Source organism: Helicobacter felistomachi (genome assembly GCF_030296895.1).
GTDB classification, from domain to species: Bacteria; Campylobacterota; Campylobacteria; order Campylobacterales; family Helicobacteraceae; genus Helicobacter; species Helicobacter felistomachi.
This window is the reverse complement of record NZ_AP028022.1, coordinates 665,025-685,940: the sequence shown is the minus strand read 5'-3', so window position 1 is coordinate 685,940 and position 20,916 is coordinate 665,025. Positions and strand designations below refer to the sequence as shown.

At 48.4% G+C, this 20,916-nt stretch carries 20 protein-coding genes, 9 tRNA genes and 2 pseudogenes; 18 read left to right on the top strand and 13 right to left on the bottom strand.

Going from position 1 to position 20,916, the window contains the following annotated elements:
- Window position 1: 1 nt before the first annotated feature.
- The 10 genes from rplK to QUE23_RS03570 all read right to left on the bottom strand — a co-directional run bounded on the left by rplK (window position 2) and on the right by QUE23_RS03570 (window position 3,028).
- Entirely contained in the window at window positions 2-427 is a 426-nt protein-coding gene (gene rplK, locus QUE23_RS03615; RefSeq protein WP_286349257.1) for a 50S ribosomal protein L11, read from the bottom strand.
- 9 nt (window positions 428-436) lie between these two features.
- The gene (gene nusG, locus QUE23_RS03610) at window positions 437-964 is read right to left on the bottom strand and encodes a transcription termination/antitermination protein NusG (RefSeq protein WP_286349403.1); all 528 of its coding nucleotides are present in this window, start codon (window positions 962-964) and stop codon (window positions 437-439) included.
- Window positions 965-979: 15 nt separating this feature from the next.
- Window positions 980-1,159, bottom strand: a complete 180-nt coding sequence (gene secE / locus QUE23_RS03605) for a preprotein translocase subunit SecE (protein WP_104742010.1) — start codon at window positions 1,157-1,159, stop codon at window positions 980-982.
- A gap of 23 nt (window positions 1,160-1,182) precedes the next feature.
- Window positions 1,183-1,258, bottom strand: a tRNA-Trp gene (locus QUE23_RS03600).
- Window positions 1,259-1,277: 19 nt separating this feature from the next.
- The gene (rpmG, locus tag QUE23_RS03595; RefSeq protein ID WP_015107255.1) at window positions 1,278-1,439 is read right to left on the bottom strand and encodes a 50S ribosomal protein L33; all 162 of its coding nucleotides are present in this window, start codon (window positions 1,437-1,439) and stop codon (window positions 1,278-1,280) included.
- An 8-nt stretch (window positions 1,440-1,447) separates the two neighbouring features.
- On the bottom strand, window positions 1,448-2,647 hold the full coding sequence (gene tuf / locus QUE23_RS03590; protein WP_286349256.1) for an elongation factor Tu: 1,200 nt from the start codon (window positions 2,645-2,647) through the stop codon (window positions 1,448-1,450).
- Window positions 2,648-2,696: 49 nt separating this feature from the next.
- Window positions 2,697-2,771: transfer RNA gene (locus tag QUE23_RS03585), tRNA-Thr, on the bottom strand.
- Window positions 2,772-2,784: 13 nt separating this feature from the next.
- Window positions 2,785-2,861, bottom strand: a tRNA-Gly gene (locus QUE23_RS03580).
- Window positions 2,862-2,863: 2 nt separating this feature from the next.
- Window positions 2,864-2,949, bottom strand: a tRNA-Tyr gene (locus QUE23_RS03575).
- Window positions 2,950-2,952: 3 nt separating this feature from the next.
- Window positions 2,953-3,028: transfer RNA gene (locus tag QUE23_RS03570), tRNA-Thr, on the bottom strand.
- Window positions 3,029-3,136: 108 nt separating this feature from the next.
- Between QUE23_RS03570 and QUE23_RS03565 the strand changes: the two genes are divergently transcribed.
- From QUE23_RS03565 to QUE23_RS03515, 11 genes and pseudogenes are all read left to right on the top strand, one after another.
- Window positions 3,137-3,688 (top strand): YceI family protein, encoded by a 552-nt coding sequence (locus QUE23_RS03565; RefSeq protein WP_286349255.1) that lies wholly within the window; start codon window positions 3,137-3,139, stop codon window positions 3,686-3,688.
- Between the two features lie 46 nt (window positions 3,689-3,734).
- Window positions 3,735-6,299 (top strand): alanine--tRNA ligase, encoded by a 2,565-nt coding sequence (alaS, locus tag QUE23_RS03560; protein WP_286349254.1) that lies wholly within the window; start codon window positions 3,735-3,737, stop codon window positions 6,297-6,299.
- 25 nt (window positions 6,300-6,324) lie between these two features.
- Window positions 6,325-6,537, top strand: a complete 213-nt coding sequence (gene ccoS, locus QUE23_RS03555; RefSeq protein ID WP_221279191.1) for a cbb3-type cytochrome oxidase assembly protein CcoS — start codon at window positions 6,325-6,327, stop codon at window positions 6,535-6,537.
- Window positions 6,530-7,483 (top strand): NAD(P)-binding domain-containing protein, encoded by a 954-nt coding sequence (locus QUE23_RS03550; RefSeq protein ID WP_286349253.1) that lies wholly within the window; start codon window positions 6,530-6,532, stop codon window positions 7,481-7,483. The genes ccoS and QUE23_RS03550 overlap by 8 nt, the downstream gene beginning before the upstream one ends.
- Window positions 7,484-7,517: 34 nt before the next feature.
- Complete coding sequence (locus QUE23_RS03545) at window positions 7,518-8,060, top strand: YbhB/YbcL family Raf kinase inhibitor-like protein (protein ID WP_286349252.1); 543 nt, start codon at window positions 7,518-7,520, stop codon at window positions 8,058-8,060.
- A 74-nt stretch (window positions 8,061-8,134) separates the two neighbouring features.
- Window positions 8,135-8,617 carry a 3-hydroxyacyl-ACP dehydratase FabZ gene (fabZ, locus tag QUE23_RS03540; protein ID WP_286349251.1) on the top strand — a complete coding sequence of 161 codons (483 nt, stop codon included), beginning with the start codon at window positions 8,135-8,137 and terminating at the stop codon, window positions 8,615-8,617.
- Window positions 8,614-9,417, top strand: a complete 804-nt coding sequence (gene lpxA / locus QUE23_RS03535; protein ID WP_286349250.1) for an acyl-ACP--UDP-N-acetylglucosamine O-acyltransferase — start codon at window positions 8,614-8,616, stop codon at window positions 9,415-9,417. Before fabZ ends, lpxA begins: the two co-directional genes overlap by 4 nt.
- Window positions 9,414-10,715 carry an ATP-dependent protease ATP-binding subunit ClpX gene (gene clpX, locus QUE23_RS03530; protein WP_286349249.1) on the top strand — a complete coding sequence of 434 codons (1,302 nt, stop codon included), beginning with the start codon at window positions 9,414-9,416 and terminating at the stop codon, window positions 10,713-10,715. The genes lpxA and clpX overlap by 4 nt, the downstream gene beginning before the upstream one ends.
- Window positions 10,716-10,734: 19 nt before the next feature.
- Window positions 10,735-11,770, top strand: a pseudogene (locus tag QUE23_RS03525) (rod shape-determining protein).
- 3 nt (window positions 11,771-11,773) lie between these two features.
- Complete coding sequence (locus QUE23_RS03520; RefSeq protein ID WP_286349248.1) at window positions 11,774-12,637, top strand: rod shape-determining protein MreC; 864 nt, start codon at window positions 11,774-11,776, stop codon at window positions 12,635-12,637.
- Window positions 12,637-13,479, top strand: coding sequence for a hypothetical protein (locus tag QUE23_RS03515; RefSeq protein WP_286349247.1), 843 nt, complete (start codon window positions 12,637-12,639; stop codon window positions 13,477-13,479). Before QUE23_RS03520 ends, QUE23_RS03515 begins: the two co-directional genes overlap by 1 nt.
- Here QUE23_RS03515 and rlmN read toward each other — a convergent pair.
- The gene (rlmN, locus tag QUE23_RS03510) at window positions 13,463-14,551 is read right to left on the bottom strand and encodes a dual-specificity RNA methyltransferase RlmN (RefSeq protein WP_286349246.1); all 1,089 of its coding nucleotides are present in this window, start codon (window positions 14,549-14,551) and stop codon (window positions 13,463-13,465) included. The two genes, QUE23_RS03515 and rlmN, sit on opposite strands and share 17 nt — an antisense overlap.
- 86 nt (window positions 14,552-14,637) lie before the next feature.
- Between rlmN and dcd the strand changes: the two genes are divergently transcribed.
- Window positions 14,638-15,201 (top strand): dCTP deaminase, encoded by a 564-nt coding sequence (gene dcd / locus QUE23_RS03505; protein ID WP_286349245.1) that lies wholly within the window; start codon window positions 14,638-14,640, stop codon window positions 15,199-15,201.
- On the opposite strand, the gene QUE23_RS03500 is transcribed toward dcd, so the two are convergent.
- Entirely contained in the window at window positions 15,196-16,890 is a 1,695-nt protein-coding gene (locus QUE23_RS03500) for a DUF262 domain-containing protein (protein ID WP_286349244.1), read from the bottom strand. The genes dcd and QUE23_RS03500 overlap by 6 nt on opposite strands.
- A 128-nt stretch (window positions 16,891-17,018) precedes the next feature.
- On the opposite strand from QUE23_RS03500, the pseudogene QUE23_RS03495 reads away from it, so the two are divergent.
- Both QUE23_RS03495 and QUE23_RS03490 read left to right on the top strand, forming a co-directional pair.
- A pseudogene (locus QUE23_RS03495) lies at window positions 17,019-18,031 on the top strand (ABC transporter permease).
- 4 nt (window positions 18,032-18,035) lie between these two features.
- The gene (locus QUE23_RS03490) at window positions 18,036-19,568 is read left to right on the top strand and encodes a dipeptide ABC transporter ATP-binding protein (protein WP_286349402.1); all 1,533 of its coding nucleotides are present in this window, start codon (window positions 18,036-18,038) and stop codon (window positions 19,566-19,568) included.
- A 28-nt stretch (window positions 19,569-19,596) separates the two neighbouring features.
- Here QUE23_RS03490 and QUE23_RS03485 read toward each other — a convergent pair whose 3' ends face one another.
- On the bottom strand, window positions 19,597-20,355 hold the full coding sequence (locus tag QUE23_RS03485) for a 3-hydroxybutyrate dehydrogenase (RefSeq protein WP_053829507.1): 759 nt from the start codon (window positions 20,353-20,355) through the stop codon (window positions 19,597-19,599).
- Window positions 20,356-20,477: 122 nt separating this feature from the next.
- Between QUE23_RS03485 and QUE23_RS03480 the strand changes: the two genes are divergently transcribed.
- From QUE23_RS03480 to QUE23_RS03465, 4 genes are all read left to right on the top strand, one after another.
- Window positions 20,478-20,552: transfer RNA gene (locus QUE23_RS03480), tRNA-Gly, on the top strand.
- 73 nt (window positions 20,553-20,625) lie between these two features.
- Window positions 20,626-20,712: transfer RNA gene (locus tag QUE23_RS03475), tRNA-Leu, on the top strand.
- A 2-nt stretch (window positions 20,713-20,714) separates the two neighbouring features.
- A tRNA-Cys gene (locus QUE23_RS03470) sits at window positions 20,715-20,789 on the top strand.
- A gap of 31 nt (window positions 20,790-20,820) precedes the next feature.
- Window positions 20,821-20,908, top strand: a tRNA-Ser gene (locus QUE23_RS03465).
- Window positions 20,909-20,916: the final 8 nt, after the last annotated feature.

Here is a 20,916-nt window from a genome sequence, read left to right as displayed (position 1 = left end):
GTTATCCTTCTACCTCAATGCCCATGCTCTTTGCGCTGCCCATCACAATTTTTTTAGCCGCCTCTAGGCTGGTGGTGTTGAGATCTTCCATTTTGTTTTGGGCGATCTCCTCAACTTGCTGCATGGTGAGCTTGCCCACTTTGTTTTTTAAAGGGTTGTCTGAACCCTTAGCCACGCCACTGGCTTTTTTGATCAAGTCTGTGACCGGGGGCTTTTTGGTGATGAAAGTAAAGCTCTTGTCTTGATAAACCGTGATGATAACCGGGATATTAAAACTGCCCATGTCCTTGGTTTTCTCGTTAAAAGCCTTGCAAAACTCCATGATATTCACGCCTCTTTGCCCTAAAGCCGGACCGATGGGCGGGCTAGGGTTTGCCTTGCCGGCGGGGACTTGTAATTTAATCTGGCCAACAACTTTTTTTGCCATACACTCTCCTTAAATGATTTTTTCCACTTGAGAATACAAGATCTCGATCAACGTGTTGCGCCCAAAGATAGACACATTGAGCTTTAACTTGCGGTGCTGCACATCGTATTCTTCGACCGTGGCGGTGAAGTTGGCAAAGGGCCCTTCAATGATGCGCACCACTTCGCCTTTTTCATAGTAGATTTTGGGTTTGGGCGCGGCGCGGTTGGTCATTTTCTCTAGAATATTGCCGATGTCCGCATCGCTTAAAGGCGTGGGCTTTTTGCTTTCTCCAATGAAACGGCTCACGCGGGGCAAGGACTGGATTTTATGCCAAAGCACGGTGTCTAAATCCACCTTGATGAACACATAGCCAGGATAAAGGCTGCGCTCGGTTACTTTATTCTTGCTCTTTTTAGACAGCTCGATCACATCTTCGGTCGGCACGATGATCTCTTGCACCCGGTCGGCAATGTTGTTTTCTTGCACCATGTTCTCAATGGCTTTTTTAACGGATTGCTCGCTGCCTGAATAGGTTTGAATCGCGTACCACTCCATACCCACGCCGACCCCTTATAAAATGCTCGCAACAAAAGACGACAAAACAAAATCGATCAAAGTCAAAAACAGCGTGATGATCGTTACCACAATCAGCACGGACACCAAAGCGTTTCTAATCTGCTCTTTGAGCGGAAAGATCACCTTTGATAGCTCTTCTTTTGTCAACTTGTACTGCGCTAATAGTTTATTCATGCCACCTACTTTAATTTCACCCCTGGCAGGCCAGGAGGGACTCGAACCCCCAACAATCGGTTTTGGAGACCGGTGCTCTACCATTGGAGCTACTGACCTAAAATCCCCCTCCCATTGCCTAGCTGCTTTTAAGCTTCACTTCCTTGTGGATGGTGTGCTTATTTTCTCTAGGGCAGAACTTTTTGAGCTCCAGTTTTTCCGTGTTTGTCTTGGCATTTTTGGTTGTGCTGTAATTGATTTCAGCACAATCTGCACACTTCAACCCTACCTTAACTTTCACAATGTGTCCTACTCGATGATTTTTGTAACCACACCCGCGCCCACGGTTTTACCGCCTTCACGGATCGCAAATTTTGTCCCTAATTCAAGGGCAATAGAGCTGATCAACTCAACCACGATTTTGGTGTTGTCCCCGGGCATGATCATTTCTGTGCCTTCGGGCAAAGTAATGGAGCCGGTCACATCGGTGGTGCGGACATAAAACTGCGGGCGGTAGCCGTTGAAGAAAGGCGTATGGCGGCCGCCTTCCTCTTTAGAGAGCACATACACCTCGCCCTCGAATTTTTTGTGTGGGGTGATGGAGCCGGGTTTGCAAAGCACCATGCCACGGAAGACTTCTTCTTTTTTAGTGCCGCGCAAAAGCACGCCTACATTGTCGCCCGCTTCGCCTTTTTCAAGCTCTTTTCTAAACATTTCTACGCCCGTAACGGTGGTTTTTTGGGTGGGTTTGATCCCCACAATTTCCACTTCGTCCCCAATTTTCACCACACCGCGCTCAATTCTACCGGTCACCACGGTGCCTCGGCCGGCGATGGAGAACACATCTTCTACAGGCATCAAGAAAGCTTTTTCGGTGTCGCGCTCAGGAGTGGGGATGTATTTATCCACTTCTTCCATGAGTTTGAGCACTTTTTGTCCCCATTCGCCAATGTTGCCAGATTTGGCCTCCTCTAAGGCTTTAAGCGCAGATCCGGCCACAATGGGGGTGTCATCCCCGGGGAATTCGTAGGTGCTCAAGAGTTCGCGCACTTCCATTTCCACGAGGTCTAATAATTCTTGGTCGTCGACCATGTCTTGTTTATTTAAAAACACCACGATATAGGGCACACCCACTTGGCGGGCTAGTAGAATGTGTTCGCGGGTTTGGGGCATGGGGCCATCAGCGGCAGACACGACTAAAATCGCGCCGTCCATTTGGGCGGCACCAGTGATCATGTTTTTGACATAGTCGGCGTGGCCGGGGCAGTCCACATGCGCATAGTGGCGGTTTTCTGTAGAGTACTCGATGTGAGAAGTGGCGATCGTAATGCCCCTTTCTTTTTCTTCTGGGGCGTTGTCAATGTTGTCATAATCTTTCAGTTCAGCTAGACCTTTTAAAGAGAGCACCGCAGAGATCGCCGCGCTCAAAGTGGTTTTGCCATGGTCCACATGCCCGATGGTACCCACATTGACATGGGGTTTGTTCCGTTCAAACTTCGCTTTTGCCATTGTTTTAACTCCTCTTATAGAATTTAAAGCATTGTGTTAAGGGGGAAACTGGAGCCCATAAGCGGGATTGAACCGCCGACCTCTTCCTTACCAAGGAAGTGCTCTACCCCTGAGCTATATGGGCATTCTCCCTACACTGGAGCGGGAAACGGGGCTCGAACCCGCGACCCTCAGCTTGGAAGGCTGATGCTCTAGCCAACTGAGCTATTCCCGCACTGGTGGTGAGACGTGGATTCGAACCACGGAAGACGAAAGTCAGCAGATTTACAGTCTGCCCTCGTTGGCCACTTGAGTATCTCACCTACTGGAGCTGGCTAAGGGAATCGAACCCCCAACCTGCTGCTTACAAGGCAGCTGCTCTACCAATTGAGCTAAGCCAGCGCAAAATAAGCTAATATTGTAGCTAACTTAGTGCCCCTTTGTCAAGCCCCCTGGCTTAAGGCTAAGTAATGTTATAGTAAGCCCCATTTTTAACACAAAGGAACGATTATGCGCTTTTTTTCACTGAGCCTCATCTTAGCCGGTCTGCTTGCAGCCACCCCCTACAAAGTTGATACCGCCCACTCCAGCGTGGACTTTAGTGCCACACACTTGTTGGTGTCTAAGGTCAATGGGGACTTCTCTCAATTTAAGGGGGCTGCGGACATTGAGAAGGGGCAGTTAAAAGCCCTGGATGGCGAGATTGAAATCCAAAGCATCAACACCAAGAACGCCAAAAGGGACAAGGATTTGCTCTCAGCCAATTTTTTTGATGCGCACGAATACCCCAAAGGCTATTTAAAAGCCACGAAGATCAGCCAAAAAGGCGATGGGGGTTTGCAGATCAAGGCCATGCTCAAACTCAAAGATGTGGAAAAGGAAATCATCCTAAAGGGCAAACTCACCGGACCCGTTAAACACCCTAAAAGTGGGGCAGATGTCTATGGGCTAGAGTTGCAGGGCGTGGTTTCGCGAAAGGTCTTTAAAATCGGACAGAACACCCCTCCTAAACTTGTGGGCGAAAACATCCAGGTCAACATCCATTTGGAGTTGCACCACTAATTTAAGTTTTTTAGGCTAAAATTGCCTTTTTTAGGGAGTGCAAAACATGCAGATCAAGAAGGCGTTTTTAGGGTACTTTGAAGGTTTAGGGCATCTACAAGTGCCAAGCTCTAGCTTAGTGCCCCAAGATTCTTCTTTGCTTTTCACCAATGCGGGCATGGTGCAGTTTAAAGACATTTTCTTAGGCAAGAGCAAGCCCTTCACAAACCGCGCCACCAGCGCCCAGCTGTGCATGCGTGCCGGGGGCAAGCACAACGATTTAGAAAATGTCGGCTACACCAACCGCCACCACACCCTCTTTGAAATGCTGGGCAACTTCTCCTTTTTTGACTACTTTAAAGAAGAAGCCATCGCCTACGCCTTTGAGTTTGTGCATCAACATCTAGGCTTTAAAAAAGAGCACATTTACATCAGTGTGCACGAAAAAGATCAAGAAGCCTATCAGTTATGGCAAAAGTTTATCCCCCAAAGCCGCATTAAGACCATGGGCGATGAGGACAATTTTTGGCAAATGGCAGACACGGGGCCCTGTGGGTACTGCAGTGAAATTTACATAGACCAAGGGGATCAATATTTTCACTCTAAAGAGGATTACTTTGGGGGCGAGGGCGATCGCTTTTTAGAGATTTGGAACTTAGTTTTTATGCAGTATGAGCGCTCAGCTGAGGGCGTGCTGACCCCCTTAGAAAAGCCTTGCATCGACACAGGCATGGGTTTAGAGCGGGTGCAAGCCCTTTTAGAGGGGGTGCAAAATAACTTTGACAGCTCGTTGTTTAAACCCCTTATGGCGTGCATTGAAGAGAGTTTTGGCTTGAAGTATGCAAAGCACCAAGAGTCCTTTAGGGTGTTGGCGGATCACGCCCGCAGTGTGGCGTTCTTGCTGGCGATGGGGGTTTACTTTGAAAACACGGGGCGCGGCTATGTCTTGCGCCGCATTTTAAGGCGGGCATTAAGGCATGGCTATTTGTTGCAACAAGCTAAGGGCAAGAGCCTAGAAAGCCCCTTTTTCTACGAAATTTTAGGGCGTTTTTGCGACTTGATGCCCGACTATCCCCTTTTAAAAGAACACCAAGAGAGCATTAAAGCCGAGTGCAGAGCAGAGGAAGAATTGTTTTTAGCCACTTTGGATAAAGGCATGCACTTATTTGAAAGGGCCCTCTCTGAGTGCCAAGGTCAAAAGTTTAGCGGGGCTGTGGCGTTTAAGCTGTATGACACCTATGGTTTCCCCCTAGATTTAACCGCCGACATGTTGCGCGGGCAGCATATCCAAGTGGACATGGCAGAGTACCAAGCCTGCATGCAAGAGCAAAAACAACGCTCGGCGCATAGCTTTAAACAAAACAACGCCAAAGACGGCTTAAAGGCACTAGATTTAAGCCATTTAGAGCCCAACCACTTTGCCGGCTACACCACAGAAAATTTGCAAACCCAAGTTGTCGCCCTTTATCCGCTAGAGGACAACACCGCCTATATTGTGCTCAAAGAAACCCCTTTTTACCCACAGGGCGGCGGACCCATCGGCGATCGAGGGGTGTTGTTAGACCCTAGCCATGTGCTTTTGGCTAAAGTCCTAGACACGCAAAAAGTGGGGGGGGTCAATGCGAGCTTGATCGCGCTAGAAAAAGGGGCGCATTTAAGCGTGGGGACACAAGTGATCGCACAGGTGAGCCAAAGGGCTGAGATTGCCAAACACCACAGCGCCACGCATTTATTGCATTTAGCCTTGCGGACCATCCTAGGCGAGAGTGCGAAGAAAGAGGGCAAGAACGCCCAAATCCAGCAAAAAGGCAGCCACATTGAGCCGCACCGCCTACGCTTTGACTTTAGCTTTTACCGCAATCTGAGCGATGAGGAATTAGAGCAGGTTGAAAGCTTTGTCAATGCCAAAATCAGCGAAGGGGTGGCTACTTGCGTTAAAAGCGTAGGGGCTAATGAGGCTAGAGAGAGTGGAGCCATCATGCTCTTTGAGGACAAATACCTAGATGAGGTGCGCCTTGTAGACATTGCCGGGAGCTTAGAGGCGTGTGGGGGCGTGCATGTGCCAAACAGCGCACATATTGGGGGCTTTGCCATTGTCAAAAGCTCAGGGGTGAGTGCGGGGGTGAGACGCATTGAGGCGGTGTGTGGTAGAGCGTATTATGCGTTTGTGGCCAGTGAAAGGCGCATCCTCAAACAAGCGAGGGCGCAGTTAAAAACCCAAGATTTATTAAAAGCCCTAAAACGTCAAGAACAAACCCCCAAAAGTGCTCCACCCAAAGAGCCTAAGCTCATCCCCATTGAGGGGCAGGCCTTTCATTTAGCCACCTTAAACGGGCTTAAAGAACACTTGAGTCACTTTTTGACCTTCATAGAGAAATACAAGAGTCGACAAGAACCCGTGGTGGCGTTGTTTCAATACCACAATTTGCAGAAAAATTGCGTGGAGGTGGTGCTAAAGTCTGTAGGGCAACACGATGTGCGCCCTTTGTTAGAGGCCTTAAAAGCGCACGGCCAAACCCTAGGCTACACCAGCAAGGGCGGGGGGCGGGCCGATCACGCTTCGCTCGTCCTATCCAAAGAGGGGGTTTTAGCGAGCAGGAATTGCAAAGCCTTGAGAAAGCCCTACACCTAAAGGCATTGGAGGTCTTAAAACCCTGATGCACACCAACACCCTATTTTTAATGCTCTTTGTGTCGCTCATGCTGGGGCTTGTAGGGTTGTTGATTTTTTTATGGGGTTTGAAGGGCAAACAGTTCAACGATGAGAAAAAAATGCTCGAGTGCTTGCTTTACGACAGCCCGCAGGATTTAGCCATCGCCAAACAAGAGGAGGAGGCGCAAAAATCTAAGAGAAAGGATGCGCATGGGTGAGGTCTATGATGTTTTGGTTGTGGGGGCGGGCCCTAGTGGGATCGCGAGTGCCATTGAGTGCCAAATCAACGGGATTTCTAAGGTTTTGCTGTGTGAAAAGGAGGAGGCATGTTGTGGGATGTTGCGTAAATACTACAAGGCCAACAAACGGGTAGACAAGGACTACCGCAAACAAGTGGTGGAGATTAAAGGGCATATCCCCTTTGGCGACACCGACAAAGAGGGGGCATTAGAAGTCTTTGAAAAAGCCCTAGCAGAGCACAAAACCCCCGTGCGCTACAAAACCAACATTGAGAGCGTGGCAAAAAAGGGTGCGCTTTTTGAGGTGACTAGCTCAGCCAATGAGGTCTTCAAGGCGCGGATTGTGGTGATCGCCATTGGCAAAATGGGCCAGCCCAACCGCCCCAGCTACCCAATCCCCGTAGAAATCATGCGTCAAGTGGTGTACACCATCAATGATTGCAAGGAAAAGGAAGAAGTCTTGGTCGTGGGCGGGGGCAATTCGGCGGTGGAGTATGCCATTGCCCTAGCGCAAAACAACGCCACCACCCTAAACTACCGCCAAAGCACCTTTAGCCGTGTCAATGAAGAAAATTTAAAAGCCCTTGAAGAGGCGTTTAACCGCAATTTAAAGAGCAAGCTAGGGGTGGATATTTTGGGTTTGGAAGGCTTAGAGGGGCGCATTAAGGTGAATTTTGCAGATGAAACAAGCGGGATTTACGACAGGGTTTTATACGCCATAGGCGGAGCGACCCCTCTAGACTTTTTAAAAAAATGCCACGTCCATTTGGAGCAGAATTTGCCCGTAGTGAGCGACAAACAAGAGAGCAATGTTGAAGACCTTTTCATTGTAGGGGATATTCTCTACAAGTCGGGGGCGAGTATTGGCATTGGCTTAAACAGAGGTTTTGATGTGGCACAGGTGCTTAAAAGCCGTTTGGCTTAGTGCCTTATTTTTCACTTTGATGCAAGGAGCAGGTATGCAGTTTTTTAAAGTCTTTATCCATACAGACGCACAAGGGTTTTTGGATTTAAAATTTGGAGGCAATGCACCCAAAGAGTTTTTAACACATGGGCTGCCTAAACTTTCACCCGAGATTTCTTGGGAGGCGGTGAGTGGGGCTAAGAGTTATGCCCTAGAGATCATCGACCACGATGCTGCAAGGGTTTGCGGTAAAACTTTCATCCACTGGGTGGTGGGCAATATCAAAGGCACAGAGCTTAAAGAAAACGCTTCGCTAGAGAATCCAGAGATCGCGCAGGGGGTCAATTCAATGACAGAGGGCTACTTACGCTCCGGCTTAAGTCCCGAACAACAAGAAAAATCTAATGTCGAAAACAGCACCTACATAGGGCCCATGCCCCCCAACGCCGATCACCACTATTTGATCCAAGTCTATGCCCTAGACATTGCGCACTTAGACCTCAAAAAACCCTTCTTTTTGGGCGACTTGCACGATGCGATGCGCGGGCACATTTTAGGCATGGGGCGCGTGGAATTTAAATACCCCAAAATGCGCTAATACAGCTTTAAACTTAGGCGTGTTAGAATAACACTTTTTTACGATGGGGGATTTCATTAATTTAGAGGTTAAAAATGTCGCAGGAAGGGTTGTATTTAGATTTAGACATACACATGATTAGCGCAATTTTACCGCACCGCTACCCTTTTTTATTGGTGGATCGCGTGTTGCACCTAGAACCTTATAAAGAGGTGCACGCCTACAAGAACATCACCTACAATGAAGAGGTGTTCACGGGGCACTTCCCGGGCAAGCCCATTTACCCTGGGGTGTTGATTGTGGAGGGGATGGCGCAAGCGGGTGGATTGTTGGCATTTGTGAGTTTATTTGGGGTAGACCCAGAGATCGCGGCGACTAAAATCGTGTATTTCATGACGATCGATCGGGTGAAGTTTAGAAACCCTGTGATCCCGGGCGATCAACTCCACTACCACTTGAGCGAACAAAAGCATAAGGGCATGATTTGGCAAGTGGGGGGCGTGGCTAAAGTGGGCGATAAAGTCGTGGCAGAGGCCCAGCTTAAGGCGATGATTGTGGATCGCAAGGACAATAAATGATCGCCCCCACTGCCATTATAGAAGCCGGGGCTAAGATCGATCCGAGTGTGGAGGTCGGGCATTTTTGCATGATCGGGCCCAATGTGGTTTTAGAGGCGGGGGTGAAACTCTACAACAATGTTACCTTATTAGGACACACCACCATTAAAAAAGACACCACGATTTTCCCCTACGCGGTGCTAGGCACCATCCCACAGGATTTAAAATACGAGGGCGAAGAGTCCTATTTAATCATCGGGGAGCGCAATTTGATCCGCGAGCATTGCATGATCAACCCCGGCACCAAGGGTGGGGGGTATAAAACCATCATCGGCAATGACAATTTATTAATGGCGTATGTCCATGTCGCCCACGATTGCCAAATAGGTAACCACTGCATTTTAGCCAATGGCGTGACTCTAGCCGGACACATTGAGATCGCCGACCATGTGAATATTGGGGGGCTCACAGCGATCCACCAATTCACCCGCATCGCCAAGGGGTGCATGGTTGCTGGGGCGAGTGCTTTGGGGCGAGATGTCCCCCCTTATTGCAATGCTGAGGGCAATCGGGCATTCATTAGAGGGCTTAACCGCCATCGCATGCGTAAGCTCTTGCAAAGTGCCGAGATCGACTTCATCAGCGGACTGTATAAAAAGCTTTTTGATTTGGAAACCACCAACATTAGGGACAACGCCCAAAAAATTTTAGAGGAATACCCTAACAACCCCCACGCCAAAGAAATTTGCACATTTGTGCTAGAAACCCAAAGGGGTATTGCCATCAAGGCAGGGGTTTTTAAAGAACAGGAGGAAGTGTGAACACCCGTTATTGTAGTTTTTGCAGCAAACCCGAGAATACTCTGCCCCACCACCGCCGTTTAGTGTTTTCGTCTAAAAAATCCGGTAAAGACATCCATGTCTGCGAATATTGTGTAGAAGTGATGTATAAAGAGTTGCACTCCCAGTTGCCCGGAGCTCTTTTAAGTGTGCCTAGATCCACGCCCGAAGAAACCCATTTTAACAGCCACGCCCAAACCCCCGTAACTGCGCCCAAGCTCTTAAAAGAGGCACTAGATCAATATGTCGTGGGCCAAGAGGAGGCCAAAAGGGTTTTAAGCGTGGCGGTTTACAACCACTATAAGCGCCTAAACCACCAAGAGAGTAAAGACCCTCTAAACCAAGAGGTGGAGATTTCCAAGTCCAATATTTTGTTGGTGGGCCCCACAGGCAGCGGCAAAACCCTCATGGCGCAAACTTTGGCCCGCTTTTTAAATGTCCCTATCGCCATCAGCGATGCCACGAGTTTGACAGAGGCAGGCTATGTGGGCGAGGATGTAGAGAACATTTTAACCCGCTTGTTGCAGGCCAGCGATGGTGATGTGGCGCGGGCGCAAAGGGGGATTGTCTTCATCGATGAAATCGATAAAATCGCCCGCTTGTCGGAGAATCGCTCGATCACACGCGATGTGTCGGGCGAGGGCGTGCAACAAGCCCTCTTAAAGATCATCGAGGGGGCGGTGGTGAATGTCAGCCCTAAAGGTGGGCGTAAACACCCTAATGAAAACTTTGTGCAGATCGACACCACGAACATTTTATTCATCTGTGGCGGGGCGTTTGACGGGATCATTGACATCATTAAACGGCGCATACACAGCAATGTCCTAGGTTTTGGCAATGAGAAAAAAACTAAAGAACAGTTAGAAAATATCTTGCACTTGGTCGAACCCGAGGACTTGATCTCTTATGGTTTGATCCCTGAACTCATCGGGCGTTTGCCGGTGATCTCCACTTTAAAACCCATTTCTAAAGAGGCGATGGTGGACATCCTACAAAAGCCCAAAAACGCCCTCATCAAGCAATATCAAGAGCTCTTTAAAATGGACGGCGTGGAGCTGGTCTTTGAGGACGAGGCGATCGAGGCGATCGCCGATTTGGCGATCAAGCGCAAGGTGGGTGCAAGGGGGCTAAGGGCGATCATCGAGAGCTTTAGCCTAGACATCATGTTTGACTTGCCCGCCTTAAAAGATTACCAAGTCATCATCACCAAAGAGTGCGTGTTGAAGCAAGAAAAACCCTTGTTTATCAAAAAAAACAAGCCCCTTCTCATGCCTTCTTAAATCCAAAGGAAAGAGTCTCATGATCTTAGATAAATTAATCGGCGTGTTCTCCCACGATGTCGCCATTGACCTAGGCACGGCCAACACCGTGGTGTCTGTCAAGGGGCAGGGTATTATTATCAACGAACCTTCCATTGTGGCGGTTAAGCTCAACAAGTACGACCGCATGGAGGAAATCCTAGCCGTAGGCACAGAAGCGAAGGAAATGATTGGCAAGACTCCTGCAGGGGTGCAAGCCATCCGTCCTATGAAAGATGGCGTGATCGCGGATTTTAACATCACCGAAAAAATGATCCGCTACTTCATTGAAAAGGCACATAAGCGCAAGTCCTTGATCCGTCCGCGCATCATGGTGTGCGTGCCTTATGGCTTAACCAGCGTGGAGCGCAAAGCGGTGAAAGAGAGTGCCATGAGTGCGGGGGCTAGGGAAGTCTTTTTGATTGAAGAGCCTATGGCAGCAGCCATTGGGGCGGGTTTGCCGGTCAAAGACCCACAAGGCAGCTTGATTGTCGACATCGGGGGGGGCACGACTGAAATTGGTGTGATCAGTTTAGGCGGGCTTGTGGTGAGTAAGAGCATTCGGGTGGCGGGCAATAAATTAGATGCGAGCATTGTGGATTATGTGCGCAAGACCTATAACCTGCAAATTGGCGAGCGCACGGGCGAGGAAATCAAAATCGCGATTGGCTCGGCCGTTGAGCTCAACCCCCCTTTGACGATGGAGGTCAGCGGGCGCGATCAGGTGAGCGGGATTTTAAACACCATTGAGCTCAACAGCGAAGATGTCAGGGAAGCCATTAAAGAGCAAATTCGCGAGATCAGCAACGCCTTAAAGTCTGTGTTAGAAGAGGTCAAGCCCGATTTAGCACGGGATTTGGTAGAAAATGGCGTGGTGCTGACGGGCGGGGGCGCTCATTAGGGGACTAGATAAATACCTAAGTAGCATCGTCAAACTCCCCGTATTCGTGGGCGAAGAGCCCTTACTCGCGGTGGCAAGGGGCACAAGCAAGGCGATTGAAGATTTAGATTTATTGAGTTCTTTGGGGGATATTTAATTTTTGATTAGCCGGCGCACCCTTTTGGTCTTGATTGCCATTTTTGGGGTGCTTTACTGGCTCAATATCAAAGGCTCGAGCAGTTTTATCAGCGATAAAATCCGTGTCTTTATTCTCACCACAAAAGATAACTTCATCTTTGCCTACCAAAAACACTTCGACCAAGCCCGCTTGATTGAAGAAGATCGACGGCAACTTAAGGCCTATGAAAATTTAAAACTCGCTTATGCCAATCTAAGCGCCAAAAACGAGGCGTTAACCCTTGAGCTAGATGACTTGCAACAGCTAGAAAAATCTAACCTAGACACGCCAGGCCTTGAAAACCTAAGCCCTGAAATGCCAAACCCCAAAGTTTGCCCCCCCAGCACTGAGGTAGAAAGTCCCACCGACCTGCTCCCCACCCCCACCTTCACTCCCGCACGCATTTATGGCTTTGCGCGTATGGACGACCCCCATCGGGTGCTTCTAGACATCCACAAATCCTACCCTAAAGACAAGATTTTAGGCATGGTCGCCTTTAACCAAGTGCTCGGCACCGTGATCCAACAAGACGGGCACTTTGTGGGGCTTCTGCACGGGGATAAACAAATGAGTTACAGCGTGGTGGTGAAAAGTGGGGATCAAATTTACTATGGCTTTGTTACGAATGAAAACTTTAAAACCTATGTGGATTTTTTGCCCGCTTACGCTTCGTTTAAGGTGGGGGATGCTGTTTTTACCAGCGGCTTAGACCATATCTTTAGCCCTAATATCTATGTCGGCACAATCGCGCACATTGAAGACCACTACCTTTACAAAAAAGCCCTACTCAACATCAAACACCCCCAAAACATGCTCTTTGAGGCGATTGTTGTGGCGGTGCCCTAGTGCGCCCTCTACTCTTAGGTTTAGTGTCTTTCTTGTTTATCGGGTGTATGGGGATGATGCCCTTCATGATGATGCCTACCATGTCGGGCTTATCTAGCGACAATGAAGACAATTTAAAACAAACCCACCAAGGCTTGTTTGACGATGACGATGACGACGATGGCCCACCCGTGTATTACACCCGTTTAGACCCCGTCATGCTAGACACCCCCGAAGAACAAGCCCAAAAAGAGCAAGCCAACCTAGAAAAGCAATTAGGGGGCAAGGTAAAAGAGTCTAAAAAACCTGCAGTTACAGAGAGTGCGGGCTTGAGCTCACAAGACATCCAAGGCACGCCCATGCCAAATGGGATCGAGATCAAACGCGCGCAGGTGATGGATGAGCTCAAAAACACCCAAGAAGCCTACGCTAGAGAGCCAAAAAAGACTCAAGAGTCCTACCACACCTTGCTAAATTACTGCGCCAAGAACGCCCTGTTTAACGAGCTAGGGGCGCATTTAATCATCAAGGCGAGCGAAACCAAGCAGTGCCAACGCATGCAAAAGGCGTACTTCGTGGTGTTAAGCCAGCATTACAGCCAAATAGAGCCCATCAACCAAGCCAAAGTCGCCCTGCACGACATCATCGTGGGTTGCGACACCCAAATAGACCACCAAAGGATTTTACAAAGCGCGTTTTTTGCCCGTTTAAAACCCGACATCACCAGCCCCAAAGATCGCTATTTACTCCGCCACTTCAAGCAAGCCAAACCCCTCAATGGCGATAAACTCCACGCCTTATTAGAAGACCCCAAACTTGGCGAAAAGTTTTACCGCTGTCAATACTTCATACAGCTGAAATAGCCAGCCCCTGTTTCTTCTCGCGCAGTTGTCCACACGCCGCACTGATGTCTAGCCCCTTAGAAATGCGTAAAGTGCAGAGCAAGCCCTTTTGGTTAAGAAAGTCGGCAAATTGCGCGACCTTATCCAAGTCTGGGCGCTCAAACTTCAAGCTCGGGTTGGGGTTGTAGGGGATTAAATTCACCTTCGCCTTTAACCCATTTAAAAGCCTTAACAACGCCTTAGCGTGCTCTAGCCCATCGTTGCAATCTTTAATCACTAGATATTCAAACATGACCCTTTTACGGGTATCCACGGGGAAGCGTTTGATCGCTTGGATCAAGGCTTCTAGGTTGTAGGTTTTGTTGATGGGCATGAGTTTGGATCGCAGAGCGTCATTGACCGCATGCAAGGAGATTGCCAGTTGCACGCCCAAATCCAAAGCCCCCAAAGCGTCGATCACGGGCACAACGCCACTTGTGGAAATGGTGATGCGCCTTGGGGAGATGTTTAAGCCATGCGGATCGCTTAAAATCCCAATCGCTTTCACCACTTCGTTAAAATTATGCAAGGGCTCACCCATGCCCATGAAGACTAAGTTGATTCCCTTTGTGGGCTCTAGGTTATGCTCTCTTTTGAGTGTTACCACTTGCTCCACGATCTCACCCGCCTTTAAATCCCTAACAAAGCCCCCCCTAGCTGTGGCGCAAAACACACAGCCCACTTGACACCCAATTTGTGAGCTCAAACAAAAAGTCAGCTTTTCTTGCGCCACAATTTGCCCGTCCGCGTCTAATTGCGTGGGTTTCATCACCATAAACACGCTTTCAAAGCTGTGGTGATCGGGCGTGAGGAACAAATACTTTTCGCTCTTGTCTGTGCTGCACTCTTTAGCCCCAACGCTGAGAGTTTGCACGCAAAAATCCCTATCTAAGCACGCCCGAAACGCCTTGGATAAATTATGCATTTGATCCGTTGAGGTGGCGTAGCGGTGGTAAAGCCAGCTAAAGAGTTGTTTGGCGACAAAGGGTTTAAAGCCTTGTAAGAGGGCGTAATCTTGCAAGTCTTTTAAAGAAAGGTCGTAGAGAGAGCGCATAAAAAGCCTTTTTCTCTATTCTTAACAAGGCAAAGCTTAAACAAGCTTAAAAGGCTGTGCTATAATGGGGGTTTTTGGAGGTTGCTATGGGTTTAAAAGCAGACACTTGGATCAAAGAGATGAGCGAACAACACGCCATGATCGCCCCCTTTTGTGAAAAACAAGTCAGCAAGGGCACGATCAGCTATGGACTGAGCAGCTATGGCTACGACATTCGAGTCGGCACAGAGTTTAAGCTGTTTAAATCCATGGACACGGGCGTGGTCGATCCCAAAAACTTCAACCTAGCCCTAGTCGAAACGATCCACACCAAGGACTTTATCACCATCCCCCCCAATGCTTTCGCCCTAGCGCACAGCATTGAATACATTAAAATGCCCAAGGATGTCCTCGCCATTTGTCTAGGCAAGAGCACCTATGCAAGGTGTGGGATCATTGTCAATGTTACCCCCTTTGAGCCCGAATTTGAGGGGCACATCACCATTGAGATTTCTAACACGACTTCTTTGCCGGCAAAAGTCTATGCCAATGAGGGGATCGCCCAAGTGGTGTTTTTACAAGGCGATAGCGTCTGTGCCACCAGCTACAAGGACAAACAAGGCAAATACCAAGGCCAACAAGGGATCACCTTGCCTAGAGTAGGGCTATAAATTTTCTAAGAAAAATTTTCTTAGAGTTTGGTAGATGTCTTCGTTACGGGCTTCAATGTCCGCTTTAAGCCAATCATCCTGTTTGAGTTTCGCCAATGCTTGGGCTTCCAAATATTTGGATTTTTGATACTTCTTCTTTTTCACATCGAAGTAATTATTGCCGGCTTGGATATTTTCTCTTTGCGTAAGCCACATTTTATTGCCAATCGATTCGATAAAAGGCTCTGCTTCCTTTTTGCTATTCCAGCCCGTGTAACCGGGTTGCCATTTTGTGGTGCGGGGGAAGATATGCTCAATTTGTCCGGGCAAAAACGGCTCTTGTGCGGGGTATTTGACATAGAGATACAGCCGCAACAAGGCAGGAATGAGCTTATTTGCCTTAAAAAATTGTGCTCTAAATAGAGTTTCATTGTCTAAAATCTGTGCTGTGTCCGTTTGAAAGTCCAATTTGTTCTCTTTGTCTTTGTTATATAGGGAAGTGTAGGCATTGAAGATGAGAATTTTGGTTGTATTTACGGTGGGCTGGGCGATAAACTTCACACAGATGTGGGTGATCATGCGGGCAAAAAAGTGCGCCAACCCTTCCTCATAATTTTGCCCATGCTCTTGGCAGTGCATGCAATAGGTGCTGTTGAGGTATTTCCAATATTCGTTAGGGGAAAAGCACAACACATCGTAGAATTGTTGGGCTCTTTTGTCTGCTGGCTTGGTCGCCCAAAAGTCTTTTAATCGCTTGATTTCCTCCATCACCTTAACGCTCTTGTCTTCTAAAATTTTTTTGTGCTTTTTCAAGAAAAAGTCTCGCAAATTCTTTTCTTTGGATTTATCTTGTTCCCTCGCCCGCACGACATGCATGTAATGCCTAAAGAAATTGTCTAGCCCATTCACCAAACTACTGTCATTGTGCTCTTCTAATTCCTTCCACATCTGCACAAACTCGCTCTTTTCCTCCAAGCCTTCCTTATTCTTAAAAATGATGCTTTTAAACATGTCTGCATCGCTTAAAGGCAACCCCCGATTGTTTAAGGTGTTGAAAATCCGCAAGGCATTTTCTAATTTTTTGTCCTCACTCGCCCCCTCGCATTCAATGGGCAACAACACACAAGATTTTAAAAGCGTCACACAAAATCTATTCCATTGCGTAGGACGCTCTCTAGCAAAGTCATCTGACTTCCCTAAGAAAAAGCAGTAATTCTTTTCATAGAGAGAGGCTTTTGGGTCCACTTTTTCGGGGATTGCATAGGTGTTGTTTAAGATGGCCTCCAATACCTCAACTTGTGCATCAGTCGCCACTTCACTTTTGAGGCGTGTTTTTTGGTAATCGGGTTTGCCACTGATGTCGTCCCTATCCCACAGGTAAGACTCGAGCATGCTCACTAGATTGCTGGTTTCCTCACTCTTGTCCTTGTAGGCCTTGTTGTAAAGGGCTTTTAAGAGCAGGATTAAGGTAGTTGTGCGTTGTTGCCCATCTATGATGTGTTGTGCTCCATTTTGTTTGTACATGACTACAGGACCTAAAAAATACTCCGCCTGCCCCTCTTTTTCATCAAAAAAATCCTCCAAATCGTCCCAAAGCTGGGTGCATTGCTCTTCATCCCACGCATAGGGGCGTTGGTACTCGGGGATCAAAAACTCGTTTTTAGACAAATAGTCCAAGACACTTTTTTGCTCTGTTTTCATCTCTGCCATAAACATATCCTTAAATAAATAAAAATTAAGTCTAGCATAAAAACCAATCTTGCACCCACCAAAACTAAGCCCCTTATGCACTTTTTGCTGTAAAATACCCCTTTCATTATAAAGTGCAAGGATGGCGTTTGGATTTACAAGCACGGCGTTTAAGGGCGTTTAAGGCGAATAAACGGGCGTTTTGGGCGTTGGTGGTCTTTGTGGTGTTGTTTGTGCTCTCATTGGGGGCGGAACTTTGGGTGAATGACAAGCCTCTTTTCATTTACAAAGACCATCAAGCCTACTTCCCCATTTTTAAGGACTACCCCGAAACCGCCTTTGGGGGGGACTTTTACACCAGTGCAGACTACACCGACCCTTATGTCAAAAACCATTTACTTAAAAATGCCTTTGTGATTTGGCCTTTAATCCCCTACTCTTACGACACCATCATTATGGACTTAAAACAGCCCGCCCCCACCCCCCAAGCCTAAAGCACTGGCTAGGCACGGACGATCAAGCCCGCGATGTGCTCGCCCGCCTTGTCTATGGCTACCGTATTTCTATTTTATTCGGGTTGATTTTAAGCATCTTTAGTGTGGCGATTGGTGTGGCGATCGGGGCACTTCAGGGCTACTATGGGGGACTCATTGACTTATTGGGGCAGCGCTGTATTGAGATTTGGAGTGCCATCCCCATGCTCTTTTTACTCATCATCCTGTCTAACTTATTCACGCCCAATTTTTGGTGGCTCTTAGGGCTGGTGCTGGCGTTTTCTTGGATGGGCTTAGCGCAGGTGGTGCGCACCGAGTTTTTAAGGGGGCGCAACATGGACTATGTCAAGGCTTCTTATGCCCTAGGCGTGAGCGATGCACGGGTGATTTTCTACCATATTTTGCCCAACGCTCTGGTCGCCACCATCACTTACCTACCCTTTGTGATGGCCGGTAGCATCGGTACTTTGGTCAGCCTTGACTTTCTAGGCTTTGGCATGCCCGTAGGCTCTGCCAGCTTGGGCGAGCTGTTAAATCAAGGCAAGAACAATCTTTACGCCCCCCACTTAGCCTTAGTGGGCTTTTTTGCCACCGCACTATTGCTTTCGATCTTAGTCTTTATTGGAGAGGGGGTGCGCGATGCCTTCAGCGCCACAAGCGTTAAATAACCCCATACTACGCCTTGAAAACCTAAACACCCGTGTGGGGGCGGATTTCTTACTAAAAGACATTGATTTAAGTGTAGGCGTTGGGCAAAGAGTGGCTTTAGTGGGCGAGAGTGGCAGTGGCAAAAGCTCACTAGCTAGCCTCATTTTACGCTTGAGTCCTAGCATTGCCCCCATTAGCGGACAAATTCTATTTAAAGGACAGGATTTATTGCGTTTAAGCGAGGGGGCTTTGCGTGCTTTAAGGGGGCAGCATATCGGCTACATCGCCCAAGAGCCCTTAAGCGCATTAAACCCCTTGCATAAAATCCAAAAGCAGATTTTGGAGGCTTTGTGTTTGCACGCTAAGCCCAGCAAACAAGAGGCACAAGAGAGGTTAGAGGCGGTCATGGCACAAGTGGGCTTATCTATGGATTTGTGCCAAAGGTATCCTTATGAGCTCAGTGGCGGGCAGAATCAGCGCGCGGCCTTAGCGATGGCGTTAATCAACCGCCCCAAGCTGTTGATTTGCGATGAGCCCACCACCGCCCTAGACGCACAGGTGCAATTACAGATTTTAGAATTGTTAAAAACTTTAAGCGTGCAACACCAAATGGCGTTGTTGTTCATCAGCCACGATTTGGGGGCGGTGGGTCTGCTTGCCGATTCTGTCTATGTCTTGCAAAAGGGGCAAATTTGCGAGCACAACGCCACAAAAGAGCTTTTTAACGCCCCCAAACACCCTTACACGCAAATGCTTTTAGGAGCAAGAAAGCTAGAAAAAAAGCGCGCACCCGCCCTAGATCAGCCCACTTTGAGCGTGCGAGATTTTAGCGTGTTTTACACCAAGTCCAAATTCTTTAAGAAAGACATTTTTGAGGCGATTAAGGGCGTAAATTTTAATTTACGCCAACAAGAGACGCTAGGGATCATTGGGCAGAGTGGGAGCGGTAAAAGCTCTTTGGCGATGGGCTTGTTGAAATTAGCCCAAAGTCAAGGCGTGCAGGTGCTCTTGGGGCAGAGTGTGGGGGGCTTAAGCCGCCAAAGTTTCAAGCCTTATCGCAAATCCTTGCAAATGGTCTTCCAAAACCCCTTTGCTTCGCTCAATCCCCGCTGGAGCGTGCAAGAGATTTTATTAGAGGCGTTTGTGGGCGCGGGGCTTAAGGGAGATATCAAGCAAGCACAAGAGAGTTTAGAGGCGGTGGGGCTGGAGGCAAAGCATTTACATCATTACCCTTTTGAGCTGAGCGGGGGGCAGCGCCAAAGGGTCGCCATTGCAAGGGCGATCCTCACCCGCCCGCAAGTGGTGGTGATGGACGAGCCCACTTCGGCATTAGATAAGAGCCTACAAAAGGTCGTGCTTGCCTTGCTCTTAGAATTGCAAGAGAGATTGCAATTAAGTTTCGTGTTTATCAGTCACGATTTAGATGTCATTGAGTGCATGTGCGATCGCGTCTTAGTCGTGCATAAGGGCGCAGTGGTGGAGAGTGGGGCGGTGACTGAGGTTTTTAAAAACCCCAAACACCCCTACACCAGAGAGCTATTAGAAACGAGATTATAACCCTAGCAATCCCTACACGACTGCGCCCCTATTGCGCTAGGTAGCCGCCATCGATCACAAAGGGCTGACCCGTGATGCTCTTAGCCGCATCGCTTGCCAAAAAGAGGGCAAGCTTGGCGATGTCTTCGATGGCAACCAAGCGCTTTTGAGGGATGAGCGGGTAGAGGATTTTTTCTAGGGCTTCTTGTGCGCTCATTTGACGGGTCTTAGCTAGGTCGGCTAATTGGTTGCGTACTAAGGGCGTATCGACATAGCCCGGACAAATGGCGTTAGCCGTAATGTTAAAGAGCGCACCCTCTAGAGCGCAAACTTTAGTCAGTCCAAGGAGTCCGTGTTTAGCGCTGTTGTAAGCCGCCTTGCCCGCAAAACCCACGAGACCATTGATCGAGGCCATGTTAAGAATGCGCCCGAATTTTTGCGCTTTCATCAAAGGAAAGGCGCATTTGGTGAGCATGAAAGGTCCCACCAACTCCACTTGTAACATTTGGTTAAAAACTTCTGTAGGGAAGTCTTCCAGCAAAGCGACATGCTGGAAGCCGGCGTTATTGATGAGCACATCCACAGAGCCAAACGCCTTGTGGCTCTCTTGTATGAGGTTTTGGCACGCAGACTCACTAGACACATCGCAGGGAATGAAGATCGCGTTTTTAGAAGGCGTGGTGGCGGCAACTTGATCCAAAGCCTTTTGATTGAGATCCGAAAAAACCACATTGTGCCCTTCTTGTAAGAAAGCTTGTGCGATGCCCAGCCCAATCCCGCTAGCACTTCCGGTAATGACAACGACCATAGACACTCCTTGTGTTTGAGATAGACAATCCTAACACCTTTTGGTGTATTTGGAGTCTCTTGATCTGCCTTGATAAAACTCTTGACTTATACAATAAATCTTGCTAGAATCGTGGCTTTTATGCGGGAATAGCTCAGTGGTAGAGCACGACCTTGCCAAGGTCGGGGCCGCGGGTTCGATCCCCGTTTCCCGCTCCATAAGTTTAATAAAAGCCTGTGATTGTCAGGGGCACTGCCCTAATGAACATTTTTTAAGCCTAGTTTGCGAGCAGCCCAGGTGGTGGAATAGGTAGACACAAGGGACTTAAAATCCCTCGGTAGCAATACCGTGCCGGTTCAAGTCCGGCTTTGGGCACCAGCGGCGACGTAGCCAAGTGGTAAGGCATGGGTCTGCAAAACCTTGATTCCCCGGTTCAAATCCGGGCGTCGCCTCCAGATTTGTTTTTGCTTAACTTTTCTGCGCTAACGGGAGATGGCTGAGTGGTTGAAAGCGGCGGTCTTGAAAACCGTTGAGGGTCACACCTCCGGGGGTTCGAATCCCTCTCTCCCGGCCACTCTCTAA